Origin of the sequence: Pseudomonas syringae, assembly GCF_021605415.1 — a bacterium.
GTDB classification, from domain to species: Bacteria; Pseudomonadota; Gammaproteobacteria; order Pseudomonadales; family Pseudomonadaceae; genus Aquipseudomonas; species Aquipseudomonas syringae_S.
Window position 1 is genome coordinate 82,990 of record NZ_WKEQ01000017.1, and the last position, 20,866, is coordinate 103,855.

The window sequence follows — 20,866 nt, forward strand, 5'->3', positions numbered from 1 at the left end:
TCGTGAGACGTAAACTCTTGCTGCTGCTGGAAACCGGACTGGTTCTGGCAGGGCTGCTGTTGGGCGCCAGCGCCTGGAAAATCCATTCGGCGCTGGAACAGCCCCTGAACATCACGCAGGAAGAACTGCTGGATGTCCCCAAAGGCTCCACACCGACCCGTACCTTTCTTGAGCTCGAAACCGATGGCGTCATCAAGGATGCTTTCTGGTTGCGCGTCTATTGGCGTTTCAATCTCGCCGGCACGCCGATTCACAGCGGTGAATACCGCATGCAGCCGGGTATGACCGTCAACGGTCTGATTGATCTGTGGAAGCGCGGCGATGTCGTGCAGTACAGCCTGACCCTGGTCGAAGGCTGGAACTTCCATCAGGTGCGCGCTGCGCTGGCCAAAGACGAAAAGCTCACGCAAACCCTCAATGGTTTGAGTGACAGTGACGTGATGGAGAAGATCGGTCATCGCGGACTCTTTCCTGAAGGCCGGTTCTTCCCGGATACCTACCGTTTTGTACGTGGCATGTCCGACGCTGAACTGTTGAAGAAAGCCTTCGACCGTCTCGATGAGGTGTTGGCGAAAGAATGGCAAAACCGCTCCGCTGATGTGCCGTACACCGAACCGTATCAAGCGCTGATCATGGCTTCGCTGGTCGAGAAGGAAACCGGTGTGCCGCAGGAGCGCGGGCAGATTGCCGGCGTGTTCGTGCGTCGCATGGGTCTGGGCATGCAGTTGCAGACCGATCCGACGGTGATCTACGGTCTGGGCGATCGTTACACCGGTAAATTGACCCGCGCGCATCTCAAGGAAGCCACGCCGTACAACACTTACATGATTCCCGGTTTGCCACCGACGCCGATTGCGATGGTCGGGCGCGAAGCGATTCACGCCGCGCTCAATCCGGTTGCCGGCACCAGCCTGTATTTTGTCGCCCGTGGCGATGGCAGCCATGTGTTCTCCGACGATCTGGATGCGCACAACAATGCGGTGCGCGAATTCCAGCTCAAGCGTCGTGCCGATTACCGTTCCAGCCCGGCGCCGACACCGGCCGAAGCGCCAGTAACACCGCAAGTGGCACCTGCTGCCGAAGAGGCGATTCCGGCGGCGTCACCGAACACCGCGCCGGAATCCCTGCCACAGGTGCCACCGCAGGAACCCGCGTCGACCCCGGACGCTGCCGCACCGCAAAAAGCGCAATGACTTTGATAAAGGACTGCCTGTGACTGGCTTGTTTATTACATTGGAAGGCCCGGAAGGCGCGGGCAAAAGCACCAACCGCGAATACCTCGCCGAGCGCCTGCGCGCCGCCGGTATCGAGGTAGTGCTGACCCGCGAGCCTGGCGGCACACCGCTGGCCGAGCGCATTCGCGAAGTACTGCTGGCTCCGGTCGACGAAGTCATGAATCCTGACACCGAGTTGTTGCTGGTGTTTGCCGCCCGTGCCCAGCATCTGGCCGAGGTGATCCGCCCGGCATTGGCACGTGGCGCGGTGGTGCTGTGCGACCGTTTCACCGATTCAACCTACGCCTATCAGGGCGGTGGGCGCGGTTTGTCGTTGGAGCGCATCGCCAGTCTGGAAAATTTTGTGCAAGGCGATCTGCGTCCGGATCTGACACTGATTTTCGATCTGCCCGTGGAAATCGGTCTGGCCCGCGCCAGTGCCCGTGGTCGACTGGATCGTTTCGAGCTGGAAGGCCGCGCGTTTTTCGAAGCGGTGCGCAGTGCATTCCTGGCGCGCGCCGAGGCCGACCCCTCGCGTTATGCAATCGTTGACGCTGGACAACCGCTTGCAGCGGTTCAGCAATCGCTGGACGAGTTATTGCCGCGTTTGCTGGAGCTGAGCCGTGGCTGAGGCCTATCCATGGCAGGACAACCTCTGGCAGCACCTGGCCGGACGGAGTCAGCACGCTCACGCCTATCTGCTGCATGGCCCGGCCGGTATCGGCAAGCGCGCCTTGGCCGAGCGTCTGATGAATCTGCTGCTGTGTCAGTGTCCGATCGGGCTCGAAGCCTGCGGCGAATGTAAATCCTGCCTGTTGCTCAAAGCCGGCAGCCATCCTGACAACTACATTCTCGAACCTGAAGAAGCCGACAAGGCGATCAAGGTCGATCAGGTACGCGATCTCGTCGGATTCGTGGTGCAGACTGCGCAAATGGGCGGTCGCAAGGTTGTGCTGATCGAACCGGTCGAGGCGATGAACATCAACGCCGCCAACGCCTTGCTCAAAAGCCTCGAAGAGCCTTCCGGCGATACGGTGCTGCTGTTGGTGAGTCACCAGCCAAGCCGTTTGTTGCCGACGATCAAGAGTCGTTGCGTGCAGCAGGCCTGCCCGTTGCCGGGCGAGGCCATGAGTCTGAAGTGGCTCGCCGACGCACTGCCAGACTGCTCCGAAGACGAGCGCGGCGAACTGCTGACCCTGGCGGCGGGGTCACCGCTGATGGCGGTCAACCTGCAATCGCAGGGTGTACGCGAGCAGCGGGCTCAGGTGGTTGAAGGGGTGAAGAAGTTGCTCAAGCAGCAGCAATCGCCCACCCAACTGGCCGAAGAATGGAAGAACATCCCGATGCTGCGCCTGTTTGACTGGTTCTGCGATTGGTCGAGCCTGATCCTGCGTTATCAATTGACTCAGGACGAAGCCGGCCTCGGCTTGAGCGACATGCGCAAGGTCTTACAGTACCTGGCGCAAAAAAGCGCCCAGGGCAAAGTCCTCAATATTCAGGACTGGATTCTCGCCCAGCGCCAGAAAGTGTTGAGCAAGGCCAACCTCAACCCAGCGCTGTTGCTTGAAGCGTTGCTGGTGCAATGGGTGGCTTTGCCTGGTCATAAATGACCGTGTGTGCCTAGACTCTGCACATCAGCAGTGGAGGTGAGCATGAATGAACCCGTGAATCCGGGGCCGCGAAACGGCATCCTGTCCCTGACGATCAAGGACACGTCGGTGCTGTATGCCGCGTACATGCCGTTCATCAAGAACGGCGGCTTGTTCATCCCGACCAACAAGAGCTACAAGTTGGGTGACGAGGTGTTCATGTTGCTGAATCTGATGGACGAGGCCGAGAAAATCCCGGTGGCCGGCAAAGTCGCCTGGATCACGCCCAAAGGTGCCCAGGGCAATCGCGCGGCCGGTGTCGGCGTTCAGTTCAATGAAGGCGACAATACCGCCCGCAGTCGCATCGAAACTCATCTGGCCGGAGCCCTCAAGTCCGACCGTCCCACTCATACGATGTAAGTTGCAGCCTTTTTTATGCTCGTAGATTCCCATTGTCACCTTGACCGCCTCGACCTTGCCGCCCATGACGGGTCTCTGGATGCCGCACTGGATGCGGCCCGCCAGCGCGGGGTCGGGCATTTCCTGTGCATCGGCGTCAGCGTCGACAACGCCGCTGATGTCAAAGCCCTGGCCGAGCGTTACGACGACGTCGATTGCTCGGTCGGCGTGCATCCGCTGGACGTGCAGCCGGGCGCTGCGCCAGCGCTGGATTGGTTGTTGCAGGAGCTCAATCATCCGCGCGTGGTGGCCATCGGTGAAACCGGTCTGGACTATCACTACGAACCGGAGGCCGCCGAATTGCAGCAGGAATCCTTCCGTCTGCACCTGCAAGCGGCGCAGCAAACAGGGAAACCGGTGATCATTCACACCCGTGGCGCACGCGCCGATACCCTCGAACTGCTGCGCGAAGCCGCGCTGCCCCAGGCCGGTGTGCTGCATTGCTTCACCGAAGACTGGGACATGGCTAAGGCTGCGCTGGACATGGGCTATTACATTTCCCTGTCCGGCATCGTGACGTTTCGCAATGCCGAAGCCTTGCGCGATGTGGCGAGCAAAGTCCCGGCGGATCGCCTGCTGGTGGAGACCGACTCGCCCTACCTGGCGCCGATTCCCCATCGCGGCAAACCGAACTTGCCGCAATATGTGCGAGAAGTGGCAGAGTTTCTGGCGATGTTGCGCGGTGAGTCCTACGAGCGATTTGCCGAGCAGACCACAGAAAACTTCAAGCGCCTGTTCCCCCTGGCCCATGTAAGACAACCCCTGTAGGAGCCGCGCATCAAATCGCAGGCAAAAAAAACCCGGGTTCTGGGGGGTGAATCCGGGTTAAGACCATTAGGAGTAAAACAAAGGCACGCGGTCCGTTGGTACCTTTATCGGCCCGGCACTTGGGGGAGATGCCGGCCGACATTTGAAGTATTGATCAGTCTGGCGCCTAGTCCAGCGGGTCGAACGCGGTTTTTAAACAAATTTGGAATACATCTGCTTCAGATGAGTTCTCATTACGCTGCGTTCGTTCGTGAAATGAACGTGAAACACAGATTTAGTCGATGATCCGTGCTTTTTTGTGCAAGTTAGGCATAATACGCGGCTTCGAATTTTGACCCCTACAGACCTTTTCTTATGCACAAAGAACCTCGTAAGGTCCGTGAGTTTCGTCGCCGCGAGCAAGAAATTCTCGATACCGCGCTCAAGCTGTTCCTCGAACAAGGTGAAGACAGTGTCACCGTCGAGATGATTGCTGATGCCGTGGGTATCGGCAAAGGCACGATCTACAAGCACTTCAAATCCAAGGCCGAAATCTATCTGCGCCTGATGCTCGATTACGAGCGCGATTTGAACGCGTTGCTGCATTCGGCCGATGTCGACAAGGACAAGGAAGCGCTGTCCCGCGCCTACTTTGAATTCCGTATGCGCGACCCGCAACGCTACCGCTTGTTCGACCGCCTGGAAGAGAAGGTGGTCAAGGGCAATCAAGTGCCGGAAATGGTCGAGGAGTTGCACAAGATCCGCGCCTCGAACTTCGAACGCCTGACGTTGCTCATCAAGGGCCGCATCAGCGAAGGCAAGCTTGAAGACGTACCGCCTTACTTCCATTACTGCGCGGCTTGGGCGCTGGTGCACGGCGCGGTGGCGCTGTATCACTCGCCGTTCTGGAGCAACGTGCTGGAAGATCAGGAAGGTTTCTTCCAGTTCCTGATGGATATTGGTGTTCGCATGGGCAACAAGCGCAAGCGCGACCCCGAAATTCCAAGCAGCTGAGCCATTCAGTTGTTTTATGCGCCATGTTTTCCCTACATGGCGCAGTACCGCAGGAATATACTCAGGCATAGGGCTTGCTAAAACTTGATTTGTGAGTCAAGTTTTAGTGGTTCGCTATTTTTTCGCCGGAGTGATCCATGATCGTTGACCGTCAAGGCAGGCGTTTTCGCAATTTGCGGATCAGTCTGACCTCAGCCTGCAATTACGCGTGTACCTACTGCGTGCCTAACGGCAAGCGGCTGGTGGCTGCGCAAGATGAGCTGTCGGCCGAAGCCATGGCGCGCGGTGTGGCCTATCTGATCGAAGCCGCCGGCATCGAGCGGCTGCGTATTACTGGCGGTGAGCCGCTGGTCAGCCCGAAGCTTGAATCATTCATGCAGGCCGTCGGCAAGATGGGCCTGGACGACATCAGCCTGACCACCAACGGTCAGCTCCTCGCGAAAAAATTGCCCCTGCTGGTCGACGCCGGAATACGGCGTATCAACGTTTCCCTCGATACACTGGACGCCGACGCGTTTCGCGGCATCGCCCGTGGCGGCGATCTGGCGACGGTGCTTCATGGCATGGACGAAGCGGCGGGCGCCGGGATGAAAATCAAGGTCAACATGGTGCCGTTGCGCGGGCAGAATCTTGATCAGGTGATGCCGCTGCTCGATTACTGTCTGGAGCGCGGCTATGAGTTGCGCTTCATCGAGTTGATGCGCATGGGCCATCTGGCCAAGGATTCCAATGCTTTCCTGCAACAATTCGTCAGCCTGCAGCAATTGCTGGAATTGATCGGCGAGCGTTATGAGTACGCGCAAGCCAATGCGCCGGTGGACGCCACTGCTGTGCGCTACGCGATACCGGGTGTCGGGCATTTTGGCGTGATTGCCAACGAAAGCGTGCCGTTCTGCCGAACCTGCTCACGATTGCGCCTGTCATCCACGGGTTGGCTGCATGGTTGCCTCTCGTCGAGTAACCGCCACTATGTCGGTGATCTGCTCGACAAGCCGCGTCACGAGGCCTTGCCGGCGTTGCAGCGGTTGTTGGTCAAGGCGTTGGGGGACAAGCAGGAAGTGGCGTTCTCCGGTGGTGCGACCGTCATGAAGATCATCGGCGGCTGATACACCCATTCGCGCACTTCAGGCAGAGCTGGCGCAAAAGCTGCATTCAACGCCCATTCGCCGGTTTTCCGTCACCGGCTTCTGGAGGATGAGGATGCGTAGCCTGGTTTTGCTGCTGGCCGTTTTGGCGCTTGGCGGCTGCATGAATGTCAGCGATATGGCCGAAGGCACTCGCTATCACATGAGTGACGCGGGATTGCTGGATCACAGCGACAGCCGTCGCGTGAACAACATCCGCATTCAGCCGGACTCGTTCATCTTTATCGCCCAAGGCGCCTTCGCTCCGCCGGGGGGTGCCTATCCTCGACCGAACGTTGTGGCCGAAGAAGCGTTCAAAGGTTTTATCGAATACTTCCCGATGGTTCGTCGCGCCCGCGCGCCGGAAGGCCTTGATCAGGCGATGGGCGAGGCCCGCGATGCCGGCGCGCATTATCTGCTGTACACCCGTTTCGCCAAGGCTGACGATCGCATCGGCAACTCCGATGAGTGGCTCGATCAGGAAGCCGTGGATCGTCTCGGCATCGACGGCGGCGTGATTCAGATCATGTTGATCGAGACCAGCACCCAGTATTTGATCGATACTGCACGGATCAAGAGTCGTGGCGGTTTACTGACGTTCCACGACAACAAGCCGGAAGACCTGATCGGCCCGCCGCTGGAACAATACGCACGCAGCTTGTTGGGCATCAGCGACCAATAATCCAAAAAGGAGTACGCCATGAGTGGCCCGCAAAAAGCCAATGATCTCTTGGGGCAAATCCCCAAAACCAAAGGCCTGCCGCCGGTGCATTTGTGGAACCCGGACTTCTGCGGCGACATCGACATGCGCATCGCCCGGGACGGCACCTGGTATTACCTGGGCACACCGATCGGGCGCAAGCCGATGGTCAAGCTGTTCTCCACGATCATTCGCCGCGACGGCGATGATTATTTTCTGATTACCCCGGTGGAGAAAGTCGGCATCAAAGTCGACGATGCGCCGTTCGTGGCGATTGCCGTCCATGTGGAGGGCGAGGGCGAAACGCAGGTATTGCGCTTCACCACGAACGTCGAGGAAACAACCGAGGCGGGCGCCGAGCATCCGATTCGCGTCGAGACCGATCCGGTTACCCAGGAGCCTGCGCCTTACGTGCATGTGCGTACGAACCTTGAAGCGCTGATTCATCGCAATGTGTTTTACCAGTTGGTGGAATTGGCGGTGAGTCGCGAGATTGAAGGGCAGCGCTGGCTTGGTGTCTGGAGCGGTGGCGAGTTTTTCCGTATCGGGCTGGAGCCGTAAGGCATTTCCTGTAGGAGTGAGCCTGCTCGCGATTGCGGTTTGTCAGTCGATATATACGTCACTGACCCATCGTAATCGCGAGCAGGCTCACTCCTACATTTTGATTTCGGTGTTGACACCCAATCATATGATCATTAGCGTGAGCCTCCATCGCGATCCGATTCGAGGTTGACCATGTCCAGCAGCTTTCACGCCTCAACCGTCGACTGGCTCGGTTGCTGGATTGCCGCCGGCCAAGTGAAGCCCGGGCAGACCATCAAGGTTGAAGCGGATCTGGGCGAGCAACTGGGTGTCAGTCGCACCGTCATCCGCGAAGCCATCAAGACTCTTGTGGCCAAAGGCATGCTCGAAGTCGGGCCGAAGGTTGGCACCCGAGTGTTGCCGGTGCGTCGCTGGAATCTGTTCGACCCGCAAGTGGTGGGTTGGCTGTCGCGCAGCGGTCTGCCGGAAAACTTTGTCGATGACCTGCTCGACCTGCGCCGAACCATCGAACCGATGGCCGTGCGCTGGGCCTGCGAACGGGCCACCGTCGAGCAAGTGCAAGCCGTGCAACTCGCCTATCACGCCCTTGAGCGCGCGGTGGACAGCGGCATTGACTACAACCGCGCCGACCAGTTTTTCCACGAATGCATTCTCGCCGCCAGCCACAATCAGTTCATCGAACAAATGGTGCCGGCCCTCGGTGCGTTGCTCGCCGTTTCGTTCGAAGTGTCTGCTGCCGACCCGGACGAATTGCGCCGTACCTTGCCGATTCACAAAGACATGGCTGACGCCATCGCCGCCCGGGATGCCGCGCGGGGTGTGTGGGCCTGCATGACCCTGATAGACAACGCGGATCTGGCGATCAAGCGCTTTTATCCGCAAGTGATGGCCGACAGAAAAACCGGCTGACAATATAGTTCTTCTAGGAGTGAGCCTGCTCGCGATTGTAGACAACATTTATTTTGTCCGTGCTGCCGCCATCGCGAGCAGGCTCACTCCTACAAAAACAAAACAACAATTGATGCTCAAGGAATTGCCATGACCTGGACTTCCGTCACCCAACACCGCGCCAGACTCGGCGAAGGTCCGTTCTGGGATGTGCGCACGCAGGCGCTGTACTGGGTGGATATCGCCGGTAAACAGGCGTTGCGGTTGATCGGCCAAAACGTCGAAATCTGGCAAATGCCCGAACATGTATCGGCATTCGTTCCCTGCGAGAGCGGCGATGCTTTAGTGACCCTGAGCAGCGGCATCTATCGGCTGGATCTCGATTCCCCAGGGCTCGAACCACGGTTGACGCTGTTCTGTGTCGCCGACCCGCAACCCGGCAATCGCGCCAACGAAGCCCGTTGCGATGCACAAGGCCGGCTCTGGCTCGGCACCATGCAAAACAACATCGGCGAACAGGGCGAAGACCTGCCGATCATCCGCCGCTCCGGCGGTCTGTTTCGCATCGACCCGGACGCACGCGTCACGCCGTTGCTGCGCGGTCTGGGCATCCCCAACACCTTATTGTGGAGCGACGACGCCACCACGCTGCTGTTCGGCGACAGCCTCGACAGCACGCTCTACCGCTATTTCATTCACACCGACGGCAACCTCGACACCGCTTATATCTGGAACGGCCCCGGCCAGAATCAGAGCCAGCACGGCGGCCCGGATGGCTCGGCGATGGATGCCGAAGGTTACGTGTGGAACGCTCGCTGGGACGGCAGCTGCCTGTTGCGGCTGACGCCGGAGGGCAATGTCGACCGCGTCATTGATCTGCCTGTCAGCCGCCCGACCAGTTGCGTATTCGGCGGCGAAGACTTGAAAACCCTCTATGTCACCAGTGCCGCGAGCCCACGCAATCACCCGTTGGACGGTGCGGTTCTGTCGATGCGGATGGACGTTGCAGGAAAAGTCTGTACGCGGTTTGCGGGTTAAATCCCAACATATGGGATGCAAAATTATATATTGAGATTATTTGGCGGTCGGGTTTATAGTCGGCCCCAGCAGTAACACGCACTCACACTTAAAAAGAACAAAACAGGTGAAGTGATGCAGCGAACGTCTATCCCGCTTCCCAGCGGAGCCGTGATCCATGGCTGAACCTCTTTCTCTGCCACCGGTGCCCGCACCGGCGAAGGGCGAGCGCCTGAAAGATAAAGTGGTGCTGTTGACCGGCGCTGCCCAAGGCATCGGTGAAGCGATTGTCGCCACCTTCGCGTCGCAGCAGGCGAAATTGGTTATCAGCGACATCCAGGGCGAAAAGGTCGAGCACGTTGCTGCCTTCTGGCGCGACCAGGGCGCCGATGTGCAAGCGATGCGGGTGGATGTAGCGCAGCAACAGGATCTGCTCGCCATGGCTGAACTGGCCATCGGGCTGCATGGGCGTATCGACGTTCTGGTCAACTGTGCCGGGGTCAACGTTTTCCGCGATCCGCTGCAAATGACCGACGACGATTGGCGTCGCTGCTTCGCCATCGACCTCGACGGCGCCTGGTATGGCTGCAAGTCCGTACTGCCGCACATGATCGAGCGGGGCGTCGGCAGCATCATCAACATCGCCTCGACACATTCAAGCCACATCATTCCCGGCTGTTTTCCCTATCCGGTGGCCAAGCATGGCCTGCTCGGCCTGACGCGCGCCCTCGGTATCGAATATGCGCCGAAGGGTATCCGAGTTAACGCGATTGCCCCTGGCTACATCGAAACCCAACTCAATGTCGATTACTGGAACGGTTTTGCTGACCCGCACGCCGAGCGCCAACGCGCCTTCGATCTGCACCCGCCACGCCGCATCGGTCAGCCGAGCGAAGTGGCGATGACCGCCGTGTTCCTCGCCAGCGACGAAGCTCCGTTTATCAATGCCTCGTGCATCACCATCGACGGTGGTCGCTCGGTGATGTACCACGACTGATGACGAACTTTCAGAGCCCAAACGCCGTCTGAAATCCAATCATCATACGATATGACTATTGCCCATAAGGATAAGCATCAGAACCTGTATCAGAGTCAGCCGCCACACGCTTCAATCGCTTCAACGCTTTTCAAATAATGCTCAAAAAAAATAACAAGGAGTCTGCTTATGAAACGTCGTTTCGGGATCCGATCCCTGTGCACCACCGCCCTGGCGGTCACTGCATTCAGTCTGAGCGGTTCGCTGCTCGCCGCCGATACCGTGAAGATCGGCTTCCTCGTCAAACAAGCCGAAGAACCGTGGTTCCAGACCGAATGGGCCTTCGCCGAAAAAGCCGCCAAGGACAAAGGCTTTGAGCTGATTAAAATCGCCGTGCCTGATGGCGAAAAAACCCTCTCGGCCATCGACAGCCTCGCGGCCAACGGCGCGAAAGGTTTCGTGATTTGCCCGCCGGACGTGTCCCTCGGCCCTGCGATCATGGCCAAAGCCAAAATGAATGACCTCAAAGTGATCGCCGTGGACGACCGTTTCGTCGACGCCAACGGCAAGTTCATGGAAGACGTGCCGTATCTCGGCATGGCCGCCTTCGAAGTCGGCCAGAAGCAGGGCGCCGCGATGGCTGCCGAAGCGAAAAAGCGTAACTGGGACTGGAAAGACACCTACGCGGTGGTGAACACCTACAACGAACTCGACACCGGCAAGAAGCGCACCGACGGCTCGGTCAAATCCCTTGAAGAAGCCGGCATGCCGAAGGATCACATTCTGTTCGCCGCCCTGAAAACCCTCGACGTGCCGGGCAGCATGGACGCTACCAACTCGGCGCTGGTCAAGCTGCCGAGCGCGGCGAAGAACCTGATCATCGGCGGCATGAACGACAACACCGTGCTCGGCGGCGTGCGCGCCACCGAAGCGGCCGGTTTTGCGGCCGCCAACGTGATCGGCATTGGTATCAATGGCACCGACGCCATCGGCGAGCTGAAGAAGCCTAACAGCGGCTTCTTCGGTTCGATGCTGCCAAGCCCGCACATCGAGGGCTACAAGACTGCCGAGATGATGTTCGAGTGGGTCACCACCGGCAAAGAGCCGCCGAAATATACGGCCATGGACGACGTCACCCTGATCACCCGCGAGAACTTCAAGCAGGAGCTGGAAAAGATCGGCCTGTGGAACTGAAGGCAGGTTGAAAGCAGCAACGGCCCTGGCGACGGGGCCGTTTGATCGGTGTGAAGAGGTGGCTTTATGCACGCGCAAGTACAGACACACAAACATGCACATCAACACAGCGGCGGCCGCAGCCTGCGCTTCAACGGGATCGGCAAGACCTTTCCTGGCGTGAAGGCGCTCGACGGCATCAGCTTCGTCGCTCATCCCGGGCAAGTGCACGCCTTGATGGGCGAAAACGGCGCCGGCAAATCGACGCTGCTGAAAATCCTCGGTGGTGCTTACATCCCGAGCAGCGGCGATCTGCAGATCGGCGAGCAAACCATGGCGTTCAAATCCACGGCCGACAGCATCAGCAGTGGCGTCGCGGTGATCCATCAGGAGCTGCACCTGGTGCCGGAAATGACCGTGGCGGAGAACCTGTTTCTCGGCCACTTGCCCGCGAGTTTCGGCTTGATCAATCGCAGCGAATTACGCCAGAACGCCCTCGCGTGCCTCAAAGGCCTGGCCGACGAAATCGATCCGCAAACCAAGGTCGGACGCCTGTCCCTCGGCCAGCGGCAATTGGTGGAAATCGCCAAGGCGCTGTCGCGCGGCGCCCACGTGATCGCATTCGACGAACCTACCAGCAGCCTTTCGGCGCGGGAGATCGATCGCTTGATGGCGATCATCGGTCGTCTGCGTGATGAGGGCAAAGTGGTGCTCTACGTCTCCCATCGCATGGAAGAAGTGTTCCGCATTTGCGACGCCGTGACCGTGTTCAAGGACGGCCGTTTTGTCCGCACGTTCGAAGACATGAGTGAACTGACCCACGACCAACTGGTGACGTGCATGGTCGGCCGCGACATCCAGGACATCTACGATTACCGCAGTCGCCCGCGGGGCGCAGTGGCGCTCAAAGTCGACGGACTGCTTGGCCCGGGCCTGCGCGAGCCGGTGAGTTTCGAAGCGCACAAAGGCGAGATTCTCGGCCTGTTCGGGCTGGTCGGGGCAGGGCGCACAGAGCTGTTTCGTTTGCTCAGCGGCCTGGAACGCAACACCGCCGGACGCCTGGAACTGCGCGGCCATGAACTGAAACTGCGCTCGCCGCGTGACGCCATTGCTGCCGGGATTCTGCTGTGCCCGGAAGACCGCAAGAAGGAGGGGATCATTCCGCTGGCCAGCGTCGCGGAGAACATCAACATCAGCGCGCGCGGTTCGCATTCGGGCCTTGGCTGCCTGATCCGAGGCCTGTGGGAAAAGGGCAACGCCGAGAAACAGATCAAAGCCCTGAAAGTGAAAACACCCCATGCCGGGCAGCCGATCAAGTTCCTCTCCGGCGGCAACCAGCAGAAGGCGATTCTCGGCCGCTGGCTGTCGATGCCGATGAAAGTCTTGCTGCTCGACGAGCCGACGCGCGGCATCGACATCGGCGCCAAAGCCGAGATTTACCAGATCATCCATAACCTGGCCGCCGACGGTATTTCGGTGATCGTGGTGTCCAGTGACTTGATGGAAGTCATGGGTATTTCCGACCGAATTCTGGTGCTCTGCGAAGGCGCCTTGCGCGGCGAAGTCAGCCGCGACCAGGCCAATGAATCCAACCTGTTGCAACTGGCTTTGCCGCGCCAACGCGCCGGCGCGGCGAACTAAGAGGTGACCATGATGACAACCCAAAACGAAACCCTGCCGACCGAGCGCAAACCATTGGACATGCGGCGTTTCCTAGATGACTGGGTCATGCTGCTCGCGGCCGTCGGTATCTTTGTCGCCTGTACGTTGCTGATCGACAACTTCCTTTCGCCGCTGAACATGCGCGGCCTCGGTCTGGCGATTTCCACCACCGGGATTGCCGCGTGCACCATGTTGTATTGCCTGGCGTCAGGGCATTTCGACTTGTCGGTGGGTTCGGTGATTGCTTGCGCCGGCGTGGTCGCGGCGGTGGTGATGCGTGACACCAACAGCGTGTTCCTCGGTGTCAGTGCGGCGTTGGTGATGGGCCTTATTGTCGGGCTGATCAACGGGATTGTGATCGCCAAGCTGCGGGTCAATGCGCTGATTACCACATTGGCGACCATGCAGATCGTCCGTGGGCTGGCATACATTTTTGCCAACGGCAAAGCGGTGGGCGTGTCGCAGGAATCGTTCTTCGTGTTTGGCAACGGTCAGCTGTTTGGTGTGCCGGTGCCGATTTTGATCACCATCGTTTGCTTTTTGTTTTTTGGTTGGTTGTTGAATTACACGACTTACGGTCGCAACACGATGGCCATTGGTGGCAATCAGGAAGCGGCATTGCTGGCGGGTGTGAACGTTGATCGCACCAAGATCATCATTTTCGCCGTGCATGGGGTGATTGGTGCGTTGGCCGGGGTGATTCTGGCCTCGCGCATGACGTCCGGGCAGCCGATGATCGGGCAGGGATTTGAGCTGACGGTGATTTCGGCTTGCGTGCTGGGTGGGGTTTCGCTCAGCGGCGGGATCGGGATGATTCGGCATGTGATCGCCGGGGTGTTGATTTTGGCGATTATTGAGAACGCGATGAACTTGAAGAATATTGATACGTTTTATCAGTATGTGATTCGTGGGTCGATTTTGTTGTTGGCTGTGGTGATTGATCGCCTGAAGCAGCGTTGATCCTTGGCGGCCTTCGGGCCGACCATGCTCATGCTCTTGCGGTGTATTTTGCTTCGTGTAGGAGCTGCGGCAGGGTGCGATCTTTTGATCTTTTGATCTTTCGGTCGTGTGCATATCCGTTGCTGCGGGGGCATCGACTTCGTCGATGAGTGCAGCTCCGCTGCCCGACGCTGCCCGGCGCTGCGCGCCATTTCCCCGGATGAACACCTCCACTCAGCCTTCCGAAGGGGCGGGTGGATCAAGATCAAGAGCTGCAGGCGAGCTGACACTCGGCCTGTTGAGTGATGAAAAGCGCGTGCGTTGCTTTTGCTTTTCTGTAGGAGTGAGCCTGCTCGCGATGGCGGCCTGACAGCCGACCGAACTAATTTCGGGCGTACTTGATCGTTCCCGCGCTCCGCGTGGGAACGCATCCCGGGACGCTCCGCGTTCCAGGCACGACGGGGTTATTGCTTCCACCTTCGATCACTTCCGAAAAATATTTCTTGCCCGTTCCTGCCCGTTTCGGTTATCAATTTGTACATGATTAGACAGGTACGATTCGACAAGAAACAACGGGTGGTCGACGAGCTGGTTCGGCGCATCGAAAGCGGCCTCATGGAGGACGGCTTTCTGTTGCCTGGCGAGCATCAATTGGCTCAAGAATTCAAAGTCAGCCGCGGCACGTTGCGTGAGGCGTTGGCCGAGTTGAAGCGGCGCAAGTACATTGCCACTCAGAGTGGGGTCGGTTCGATCGTGACGTATGACGGTGTTGTGCTTGATCAGCGCAACGGTTGGGCGCAAGCCTTGGCCGATAGCGGGGCGATGATCAACACTGAAGTGCTGCGACTTGAAGCGGTAACCCGGCCTGATTTGTTGCCGCTTTTCGGCACCGACCAATTCATTACCCTCGACCGTCGCCGTCGTTCCAACGAGGGTCGGCTGGTGTCGCTTGAGCGTTCGTTGATGCCGGCCACCGGAGGTCTGGAAAGCCTGCCGCGCGTCGGTCTGATCGACAATTCCCTGACCATTACCCTGGCCGCTTACGGTTACATCGGCGAGCGTGGCGATCAGTGGATCGGCGCCGAACCGTTGAGCGCGGCGGACGCTGAATTGCTCGGTCGGCCGGAAGGCACAGTGTTCCTCAAGGCGTTGCGCACGACGTACGACCGGCAGAACCGTTTCATGGAGCAGGTGGAAAGTCTGCTCGACCCGGTGCATTTTCGTTTGCATCTGCAGTTTGGAGTTCCGAAATGACCCCCCTCAACCGTGCCCTCGGCGCATTTTATGGCCTGGCGCTGGGCGATGCGCTGGGCATGCCGACGCAGTCGCTGAACCGCGAAACCATCAAGGAGCGTTTCGGCGCGATCTCTGATTTGCAGGACGCCGGCCCGTTGCAACCGATTGCGGCGAACATGCCCAAAGGCTCGATTACCGATGACACTGAGCAGGCGATTCTGGTCGGTGAGCTGCTGATCGAGGGCAATGGCCGCATCGAACCGGCGGTGCTCGCGCAACGATTGATCGAGTGGGAAGCCGAGATGCAGGCCAAGGGCTCCCAGGATTTGCTCGGTCCATCGACCAAGCGCGCGATTGAAATGATCCTCGCCGGTCATTCGCCGGAGGAGGCAGGGCGTTACGGCACTACCAATGGCGCGGCGATGCGCATCACGCCGGTGGGGATTGCGGCGGATGTTGCCGACCCAAAAAAATTTATCGCAGCGGTGGTTCAGGCCTGTCAGGTCACTCACAACACGACGCTGGGGATTTCCAGTGCGGCGGCGGTGGCGGCGGTAGTCTCGGCAGGTATCAATGGGCTGGATCTGGGCGAGGCGCTGAACATCGGTCAGCAAATCGCTCAGCAAGCCGAATCGCATGGTCATTGGGTTGCCGGTGGCCGTATCGCATCGCGTATCAGTTGGGCGCGGACAATCAGCGTCGACAGCGACAAGGCGCTGCTGGCGGATTTGCTGTACGACGTGATCGGTACGTCGGTGGCATCACAGGAATCGGTGGTGGTGTCGTTCGCCCTGGCGCAACAAGTGGCCGTTGGTGAAATGAGCGCGTTCGATGCGCTGTGCATGGCTGCCAGTCTGGGCGGCGACACCGATACCATCGCGGCGATTCTCGGTGCCATGCTCGGGGCCTGCCTGGGACTTGAGAGTTGGCCGGCGCAGATGATCAGCACCGTCAAAACCGTCAATCACCTGGATCTTGAGCCCCTCGTGATAGGACTCCTCACCCTGCGCTGATAAACAAAACCCGTGTAGGAGCAGCCTTCGACAGCTCCTACAGCGTGCGAGCCAGTAGGCGCCGAGCTGCTCGCGATGGCCGCCTCACCTATTCACCATTTCAACCGCAATGGATCGCGCAAACACGGCCAGGAACGGCCGCGATGTTTTATCGTTTTGCGTCATTGCCACAACCACAAAAAAGGCAACAGGAGCATTTTTCATGAGTTCATCGAACGCCGGGCAAAGCGCCGGGCAACTGGAAACCCGTGGCATCGAACCGGTGCCGGAAGACGAGTGCAACGGTCATCCGCTGCAACTGTTCTGGGTCTGGTTCGCGGCCAACATTTCCATCCTCGGTCTGCCGCTGGGCGCCACGCTGGTGGCCTTTCGTGGCCTGGCGATCTGGCAGGCAATCATTGTCGCCATCGTCGGCGCTGCCGGTTCGTTCGCGGTGGTGGGGATCATCTCGATTGCCGGCCGTCGGGGCCGCGCGCCGAGCCTGACCCTGTCGCGGGCAATCTTCGGTGTACGCGGCAACATCGGCCCGACACTGGTATCGCTGATGTCGCGCCTGGGCTGGGAGACCGTCAACACCACGACGGCCGCGTTCGTGCTGCTGTCGTTGTGTTCAATCCTGTTCGGCTCGCCGGTTGAAGCGAAAAGCGCGCCGGCACTGACGCTGCTGTTCATCGCGATTTTCGTGCTGCTGACGTTGTCCGTTTCCGGTCTCGGCCACGCGACGTTGTTGGTGATCCAGAAATGGGCGACCTATGTGTTCGGCGCGCTGAACATTCTGGTCGGCGGTTTCCTCTGCGCCACCATCGACTGGAGTGCAGTGTTCGATGCCACGCCGGCGCCGATGAGCGCGATGATCATCGGTATCGGCACCATGGCGGCCGGCACCGGCATCGGCTGGGCCAACGCCGGCGCCGACATGTCGCGTTATCAGCATCGCAGCGTCAAGGCTGTGCGCCTGGTTGCTTCGGCGGCGTTCGGTGCGGGGATTCCGCTGGTGCTGCTGATCACCCTCGGCGGCCTGCTGTCGGTGGGCAACAACGACCTCGCTTCGGCGACGGACCCGATCGTGGCGATCCGAGACATGCTGCCGACCTGGATGGCTGTGCCGTATCTGATCACCGCGTTTGGCGGCTTGCTGCTGTCGAACAACCTGTCGGTGTATTCCGCCGGTTTGACCACGCTGACCCTGGGTTTGAAGGTAAAGCGCGTTTATGCCGTGGTTGTGGACATCGTGGCGATCTTTGCCGGTTCGATTTACTTCATGCTGATTGCTGACAGTTTTTACGGTCCGTTCATTACCTTCATTTCGTTGCTGGCCGTGCCGATCACCGCGTGGGTCGGCATTTTCGTTGTCGACCTGATCCATCGTCATTACTACAGCCCGAAAGACCTGCTCGACGTCAGCCCGAGCAGTGCCTATTGGTACAGCGGCGGTATCGAGTGGCGCGCGTTCGGCGCGTGGGCGGTTGCCATCGTGCTCGGTTTCAGCTTCACGACCATCGGCACAACCGCTGAAAACGTCTGGTTCAAAGGTTTCCTGTCCGATTCGTGGTTGGGCCACAACGGTCTGGGCTGGATCGTGACGTTCGTGGTCGCCGGCGGGATTTACTGGGTACTCGGCGGGGCCAGGGATCGTCGCGCTGCATCGAACGAGAATGCTCATGCCTAAGATGTTGCATACCGGCCAGGTCATCATCGATCTGGTCATGGCCGTGGACAAACTGCCGCAGATCGGCGGCGACGTGCTGGCGAAATCGGCCAGTTTCGAGGCCGGCGGCGGCTTCAATGTGATGGCGGCGGCGGTGCGTAACGGCTTGCCGGTGGTGTATCTCGGTCGTCACGGCGTTGGTCAGTTCGGCGATCTGGCGCGTCAGGCGATGCAGCTTGAAGGCATCCAGATTGGCATCGCTCAACCGGCGCCGCGCGACACTGGGATCTGCGTGGCACTGACCGATGCATCGGCGGAGCGCAGTTTCATTTCGTACATCGGCGCTGAAGGTGAGGCGACGGTTGATGATTTGAACAGTGTGGCGGCAGAGGCGGGCGATTATGTCTATCTCAGCGGCTACAGCCTGTTGCATCTCGGCAAGGCGCAACCGTTGATGGACTGGACGCTGGCATTGCCGGCGGCGGTCAACGTTGTGTTCGATCCGGGGCCGCTGGTGGATTCACCCGATGCGGCGTTGATGCAGGCCTTGCTGCCATGCATCGATGTGTGGACGAGCAACAGTGTCGAGGCCTTGCGCTTCACCGGCGCGGCGGACATTGGCGAGGGGCTGGATCGTCTGGCCTTGTTACTGCCGGCGGAGACGTTGCTGGTGGTTCGCGATGGCCCGCAGGGTTGCTGGATTCAACAGCATGACGAGCGTCGGCATGTGCCGGGGTTTGCGGTGAAAGCGGTGGACAGCAACGGTGCTGGCGATGCCCACGCCGGAGTGTTGGTTGCCGGGTTGGCGCAAGGCTTAACCGCGTTCGAAGCGGCGCGCCGTGCGAACGCCGCGGCGGCGCTGGCTGTGACACGGTGGGGGCCGGCGACTTCGCCGGGAGCGGCCGAGGTCAATGCACTCATCGGCGAGAGCCGCGGCGTCTGACACATGGCCATCGCTTGCAAGGCAGCTCCCACAGGTGATGGCGGTGTACGCAAAATCCGGGAGGCTCACAGACCCCTGTGGGAGCTTGGCTTGCCAGCGATGGGGCCGTCAGACTTGCCACACAAGCCGGAGCTATCCAGCCTTGCGCAACGCCTCGATCAATTCGTCCTTGCGCATGGTCGAACGCCCGGGAATCTTTTTGGCGCTGGCCTCCTTCCTGAGGCTTTCGACAGTCTGGGTATCTTTTGAGGCAGTGCTGTTACGTGAGTGCCCCTTGCGCGACGAAACCGCCCGACGCGATGACTCTTTACGATCCTCGGACTTCGCCGCCGCTGGCTTCTTGCGCCCTGATCCACCGGGTTTTTCTCCGCCACCGGATTGTTTGTTCACCGTAGCCCAGGCCCTGGCTTCGGCTTCACCCTTCGACACACCTTTGTCTTCATAGCTGTCTTCGATGTGTTCGGCCTTGCGCTTTTGCTCGGCGGTGTATTTGTCTTTGCTTCCACGAGGCATGGGATTTCTCCTTGCGTCTGATAGTGGATCTGCCGGTTTTTGTGCAGGCTGCGAAGAACAAGGTCAAAAGATCGCAGCCTGCGGCAACTCCTACAGTTGGGCGCCGTCGAGTTTGCGGGCGGCTTCGACGCCGGCAGCGCTGAGCTTGATCGGCAGGTTCAACGAGTGTTCACCGGCTTCATTGCACACCACACTGCCATGCTGGATCAGGCCGCTCTTTTGCAAATCGGCGAGGGTGCTGGCCACGACTTTTTCCCCCCGGTAATTGTCCAGAACCTCTTTGCCCAAACCGCTCGGATGAGCGTGAAGCAGACGGGTCAGGACTTCTTGTTCCAGGTTTTTATCGACGTTCATGGTTACCTCTTCATGGATGTAGATAGGGCCTTTGCATGGGTGAATGACTACTGCGAGCCGCCTTCGGAACCCGAACCACCGGTGGTGGTTTTCGAACTCGTGCCGGTGCGGGCGTTGTCAGACGGCACCGGATTGCCGGTGGTGCCACCCTGGCGACCCGGATCATTGCCTTGTGTGCGCGGGTCGGTGGTGGCCGGCGGCACGGTATTTCCTACACCGGAACCGTCGGTGTTTATACCGGGGGCGCTCTGAATCGCGGGAGCTTTTGGTCGTTCGACCGGATCGGTCGGGCCAGTGCCTGCGCCTGGAGCGGCAGTACCGGCAAACGCAGCGGGGCTGAGCAGGGTGGCGAAAATGAAGGCGGTCAACCTTGACGAGATCATTGGGCTTCTCCTGATTAAGAATGCTTACCTGATCTTGGGCTGCCCACTTGCGGCATTGGTGCCTGAAGAGCGACGAACGGTCGAGCGCGCAATCACAGATTCAGCAGACCGTTCCTGTGAATTGCTATGTGACGAGCGCCGCGCCGCGCCTTAGTATGGCGTTTTCCATTTGTACACAAGGCCCGTCCATGACGATCGAAATCCGCCCGGCGACCCCCAGCGATGCTCCGCAAATTCTCGCGTTCATCACCGAACTGGCAGACTTCGAAAAGGCCCGCCACGAAGTCATCGCCAGTGTCGTCGACATCGAGCGCAGCCTGTTCGGCGAAGGTGCCACCGCCCATGGCCTGATCTGCCTGCGCGAGGGCCTGCCGATCGGTTTCGCCGTGTTCTTCTTCAGCTACTCGACCTGGCTCGGCAGCAACTGCCTGTATCTCGAAGACCTCTACATCACTCCCGAACAGCGCGGTGGCGGCGCCGGTAAGACCTTGCTGCGCCACCTGGCGAAAATAGCCTGTGACAATGACTGCGGCCGCTTTGAATGGAGCGTGCTGGACTGGAACACCCCGGCCATCGAATTCTACAAGTCGTTGGGTGCGCAGCCGCAGGAGGAATGGGTGCGGTATCGGATGGATGGGAAGGTGTTGCGCGAGTTTGCGCAGGGCGATTAATACAAACAAGATAAAAAGATCGCAGCCTGCGGCAGCTCCTACACGGGTTATGTAGGAGCT

At 59.5% G+C, this 20,866-nt stretch carries 23 protein-coding genes; 20 read left to right on the plus strand and 3 right to left on the minus strand.

The features are described from left to right. Positions 1-2: 2 nt before the first annotated feature. From mltG to GIW69_RS14430, 19 genes are all read left to right on the plus strand, one after another. Positions 3-1,193 carry an endolytic transglycosylase MltG gene (mltG, locus tag GIW69_RS14340; RefSeq protein ID WP_236483327.1) on the plus strand — a complete coding sequence of 397 codons (1,191 nt, stop codon included), beginning with the start codon at positions 3-5 and terminating at the stop codon, positions 1,191-1,193. A 19-nt stretch (positions 1,194-1,212) separates the two neighbouring features. Further along, positions 1,213-1,845, plus strand: a complete 633-nt coding sequence (gene tmk, locus GIW69_RS14345) for a dTMP kinase (RefSeq protein WP_236483328.1) — start codon at positions 1,213-1,215, stop codon at positions 1,843-1,845. Beyond that, positions 1,838-2,824, plus strand: coding sequence for a DNA polymerase III subunit delta' (locus GIW69_RS14350; RefSeq protein WP_236483329.1), 987 nt, complete (start codon positions 1,838-1,840; stop codon positions 2,822-2,824). The genes tmk and GIW69_RS14350 overlap by 8 nt, the downstream gene beginning before the upstream one ends. Before the next feature lie 42 nt (positions 2,825-2,866). Then, complete coding sequence (locus GIW69_RS14355) at positions 2,867-3,223, plus strand: PilZ domain-containing protein (RefSeq protein ID WP_236483330.1); 357 nt, start codon at positions 2,867-2,869, stop codon at positions 3,221-3,223. A gap of 15 nt (positions 3,224-3,238) precedes the next feature. After that, entirely contained in the window at positions 3,239-4,030 is a 792-nt protein-coding gene (locus tag GIW69_RS14360) for a TatD family hydrolase (protein WP_236483331.1), read from the plus strand. Positions 4,031-4,384: 354 nt separating this feature from the next. Beyond that, positions 4,385-5,023 carry a TetR/AcrR family transcriptional regulator gene (locus GIW69_RS14365; RefSeq protein WP_236483332.1) on the plus strand — a complete coding sequence of 213 codons (639 nt, stop codon included), beginning with the start codon at positions 4,385-4,387 and terminating at the stop codon, positions 5,021-5,023. Between the two features lie 137 nt (positions 5,024-5,160). Beyond that, positions 5,161-6,129, plus strand: coding sequence for a radical SAM protein (locus GIW69_RS14370; RefSeq protein ID WP_236483333.1), 969 nt, complete (start codon positions 5,161-5,163; stop codon positions 6,127-6,129). Between the two features lie 94 nt (positions 6,130-6,223). Continuing rightward, positions 6,224-6,829, plus strand: a complete 606-nt coding sequence (locus tag GIW69_RS14375) for a DUF4823 domain-containing protein (RefSeq protein WP_236483334.1) — start codon at positions 6,224-6,226, stop codon at positions 6,827-6,829. An 18-nt stretch (positions 6,830-6,847) separates the two neighbouring features. Then, positions 6,848-7,408, plus strand: a complete 561-nt coding sequence (locus GIW69_RS14380; protein ID WP_236483335.1) for a DUF1285 domain-containing protein — start codon at positions 6,848-6,850, stop codon at positions 7,406-7,408. Positions 7,409-7,582: 174 nt separating this feature from the next. Beyond that, positions 7,583-8,299 (plus strand): FadR/GntR family transcriptional regulator, encoded by a 717-nt coding sequence (locus GIW69_RS14385; protein WP_236483336.1) that lies wholly within the window; start codon positions 7,583-7,585, stop codon positions 8,297-8,299. 129 nt (positions 8,300-8,428) lie between these two features. Continuing rightward, positions 8,429-9,316, plus strand: a complete 888-nt coding sequence (locus tag GIW69_RS14390; RefSeq protein WP_236483337.1) for an SMP-30/gluconolactonase/LRE family protein — start codon at positions 8,429-8,431, stop codon at positions 9,314-9,316. A gap of 157 nt (positions 9,317-9,473) precedes the next feature. After that, positions 9,474-10,292, plus strand: coding sequence for an SDR family oxidoreductase (locus GIW69_RS14395; RefSeq protein WP_236483338.1), 819 nt, complete (start codon positions 9,474-9,476; stop codon positions 10,290-10,292). Positions 10,293-10,460: 168 nt separating this feature from the next. Then, entirely contained in the window at positions 10,461-11,465 is a 1,005-nt protein-coding gene (locus GIW69_RS14400) for a substrate-binding domain-containing protein (protein ID WP_236483339.1), read from the plus strand. Between the two features lie 66 nt (positions 11,466-11,531). Then, positions 11,532-13,085, plus strand: coding sequence for an L-arabinose ABC transporter ATP-binding protein AraG (gene araG, locus GIW69_RS14405; protein ID WP_236483340.1), 1,554 nt, complete (start codon positions 11,532-11,534; stop codon positions 13,083-13,085). Positions 13,086-13,097: 12 nt separating this feature from the next. Next, positions 13,098-14,066, plus strand: coding sequence for an L-arabinose ABC transporter permease AraH (gene araH / locus GIW69_RS14410; RefSeq protein ID WP_011335422.1), 969 nt, complete (start codon positions 13,098-13,100; stop codon positions 14,064-14,066). 519 nt (positions 14,067-14,585) lie between these two features. Beyond that, positions 14,586-15,299: a GntR family transcriptional regulator gene (locus tag GIW69_RS14415; protein WP_236483341.1), complete on the plus strand. Its 714-nt coding sequence runs from the start codon at positions 14,586-14,588 to the stop codon at positions 15,297-15,299. Continuing rightward, positions 15,296-16,294: an ADP-ribosylglycohydrolase family protein gene (locus GIW69_RS14420; RefSeq protein WP_236483342.1), complete on the plus strand. Its 999-nt coding sequence runs from the start codon at positions 15,296-15,298 to the stop codon at positions 16,292-16,294. The genes GIW69_RS14415 and GIW69_RS14420 overlap by 4 nt, the downstream gene beginning before the upstream one ends. A 202-nt stretch (positions 16,295-16,496) precedes the next feature. Continuing rightward, positions 16,497-17,963: a cytosine permease gene (locus GIW69_RS14425; RefSeq protein ID WP_236483343.1), complete on the plus strand. Its 1,467-nt coding sequence runs from the start codon at positions 16,497-16,499 to the stop codon at positions 17,961-17,963. Then, positions 17,956-18,885, plus strand: a complete 930-nt coding sequence (locus GIW69_RS14430; protein ID WP_236483344.1) for a PfkB family carbohydrate kinase — start codon at positions 17,956-17,958, stop codon at positions 18,883-18,885. The genes GIW69_RS14425 and GIW69_RS14430 overlap by 8 nt, the downstream gene beginning before the upstream one ends. A 132-nt stretch (positions 18,886-19,017) precedes the next feature. Here the strand turns inward: GIW69_RS14430 and GIW69_RS14435 are convergent, their stop codons facing one another. The 3 genes from GIW69_RS14435 to GIW69_RS14445 form a co-directional block, all read right to left on the minus strand. Then, positions 19,018-19,398, minus strand: coding sequence for a Rho termination factor N-terminal domain-containing protein (locus GIW69_RS14435; protein ID WP_236483345.1), 381 nt, complete (start codon positions 19,396-19,398; stop codon positions 19,018-19,020). Positions 19,399-19,488: 90 nt separating this feature from the next. Beyond that, positions 19,489-19,752 carry a hypothetical protein gene (locus GIW69_RS14440; RefSeq protein WP_236483346.1) on the minus strand — a complete coding sequence of 88 codons (264 nt, stop codon included), beginning with the start codon at positions 19,750-19,752 and terminating at the stop codon, positions 19,489-19,491. A gap of 47 nt (positions 19,753-19,799) precedes the next feature. After that, entirely contained in the window at positions 19,800-20,135 is a 336-nt protein-coding gene (locus GIW69_RS14445) for a hypothetical protein (RefSeq protein WP_236483347.1), read from the minus strand. Positions 20,136-20,323: 188 nt separating this feature from the next. Between GIW69_RS14445 and GIW69_RS14450 the strand changes: the two genes are divergently transcribed. Then, positions 20,324-20,806 carry a GNAT family N-acetyltransferase gene (locus tag GIW69_RS14450; RefSeq protein WP_236483348.1) on the plus strand — a complete coding sequence of 161 codons (483 nt, stop codon included), beginning with the start codon at positions 20,324-20,326 and terminating at the stop codon, positions 20,804-20,806. The last annotated feature ends 60 nt before the right edge of the window (positions 20,807-20,866 follow it).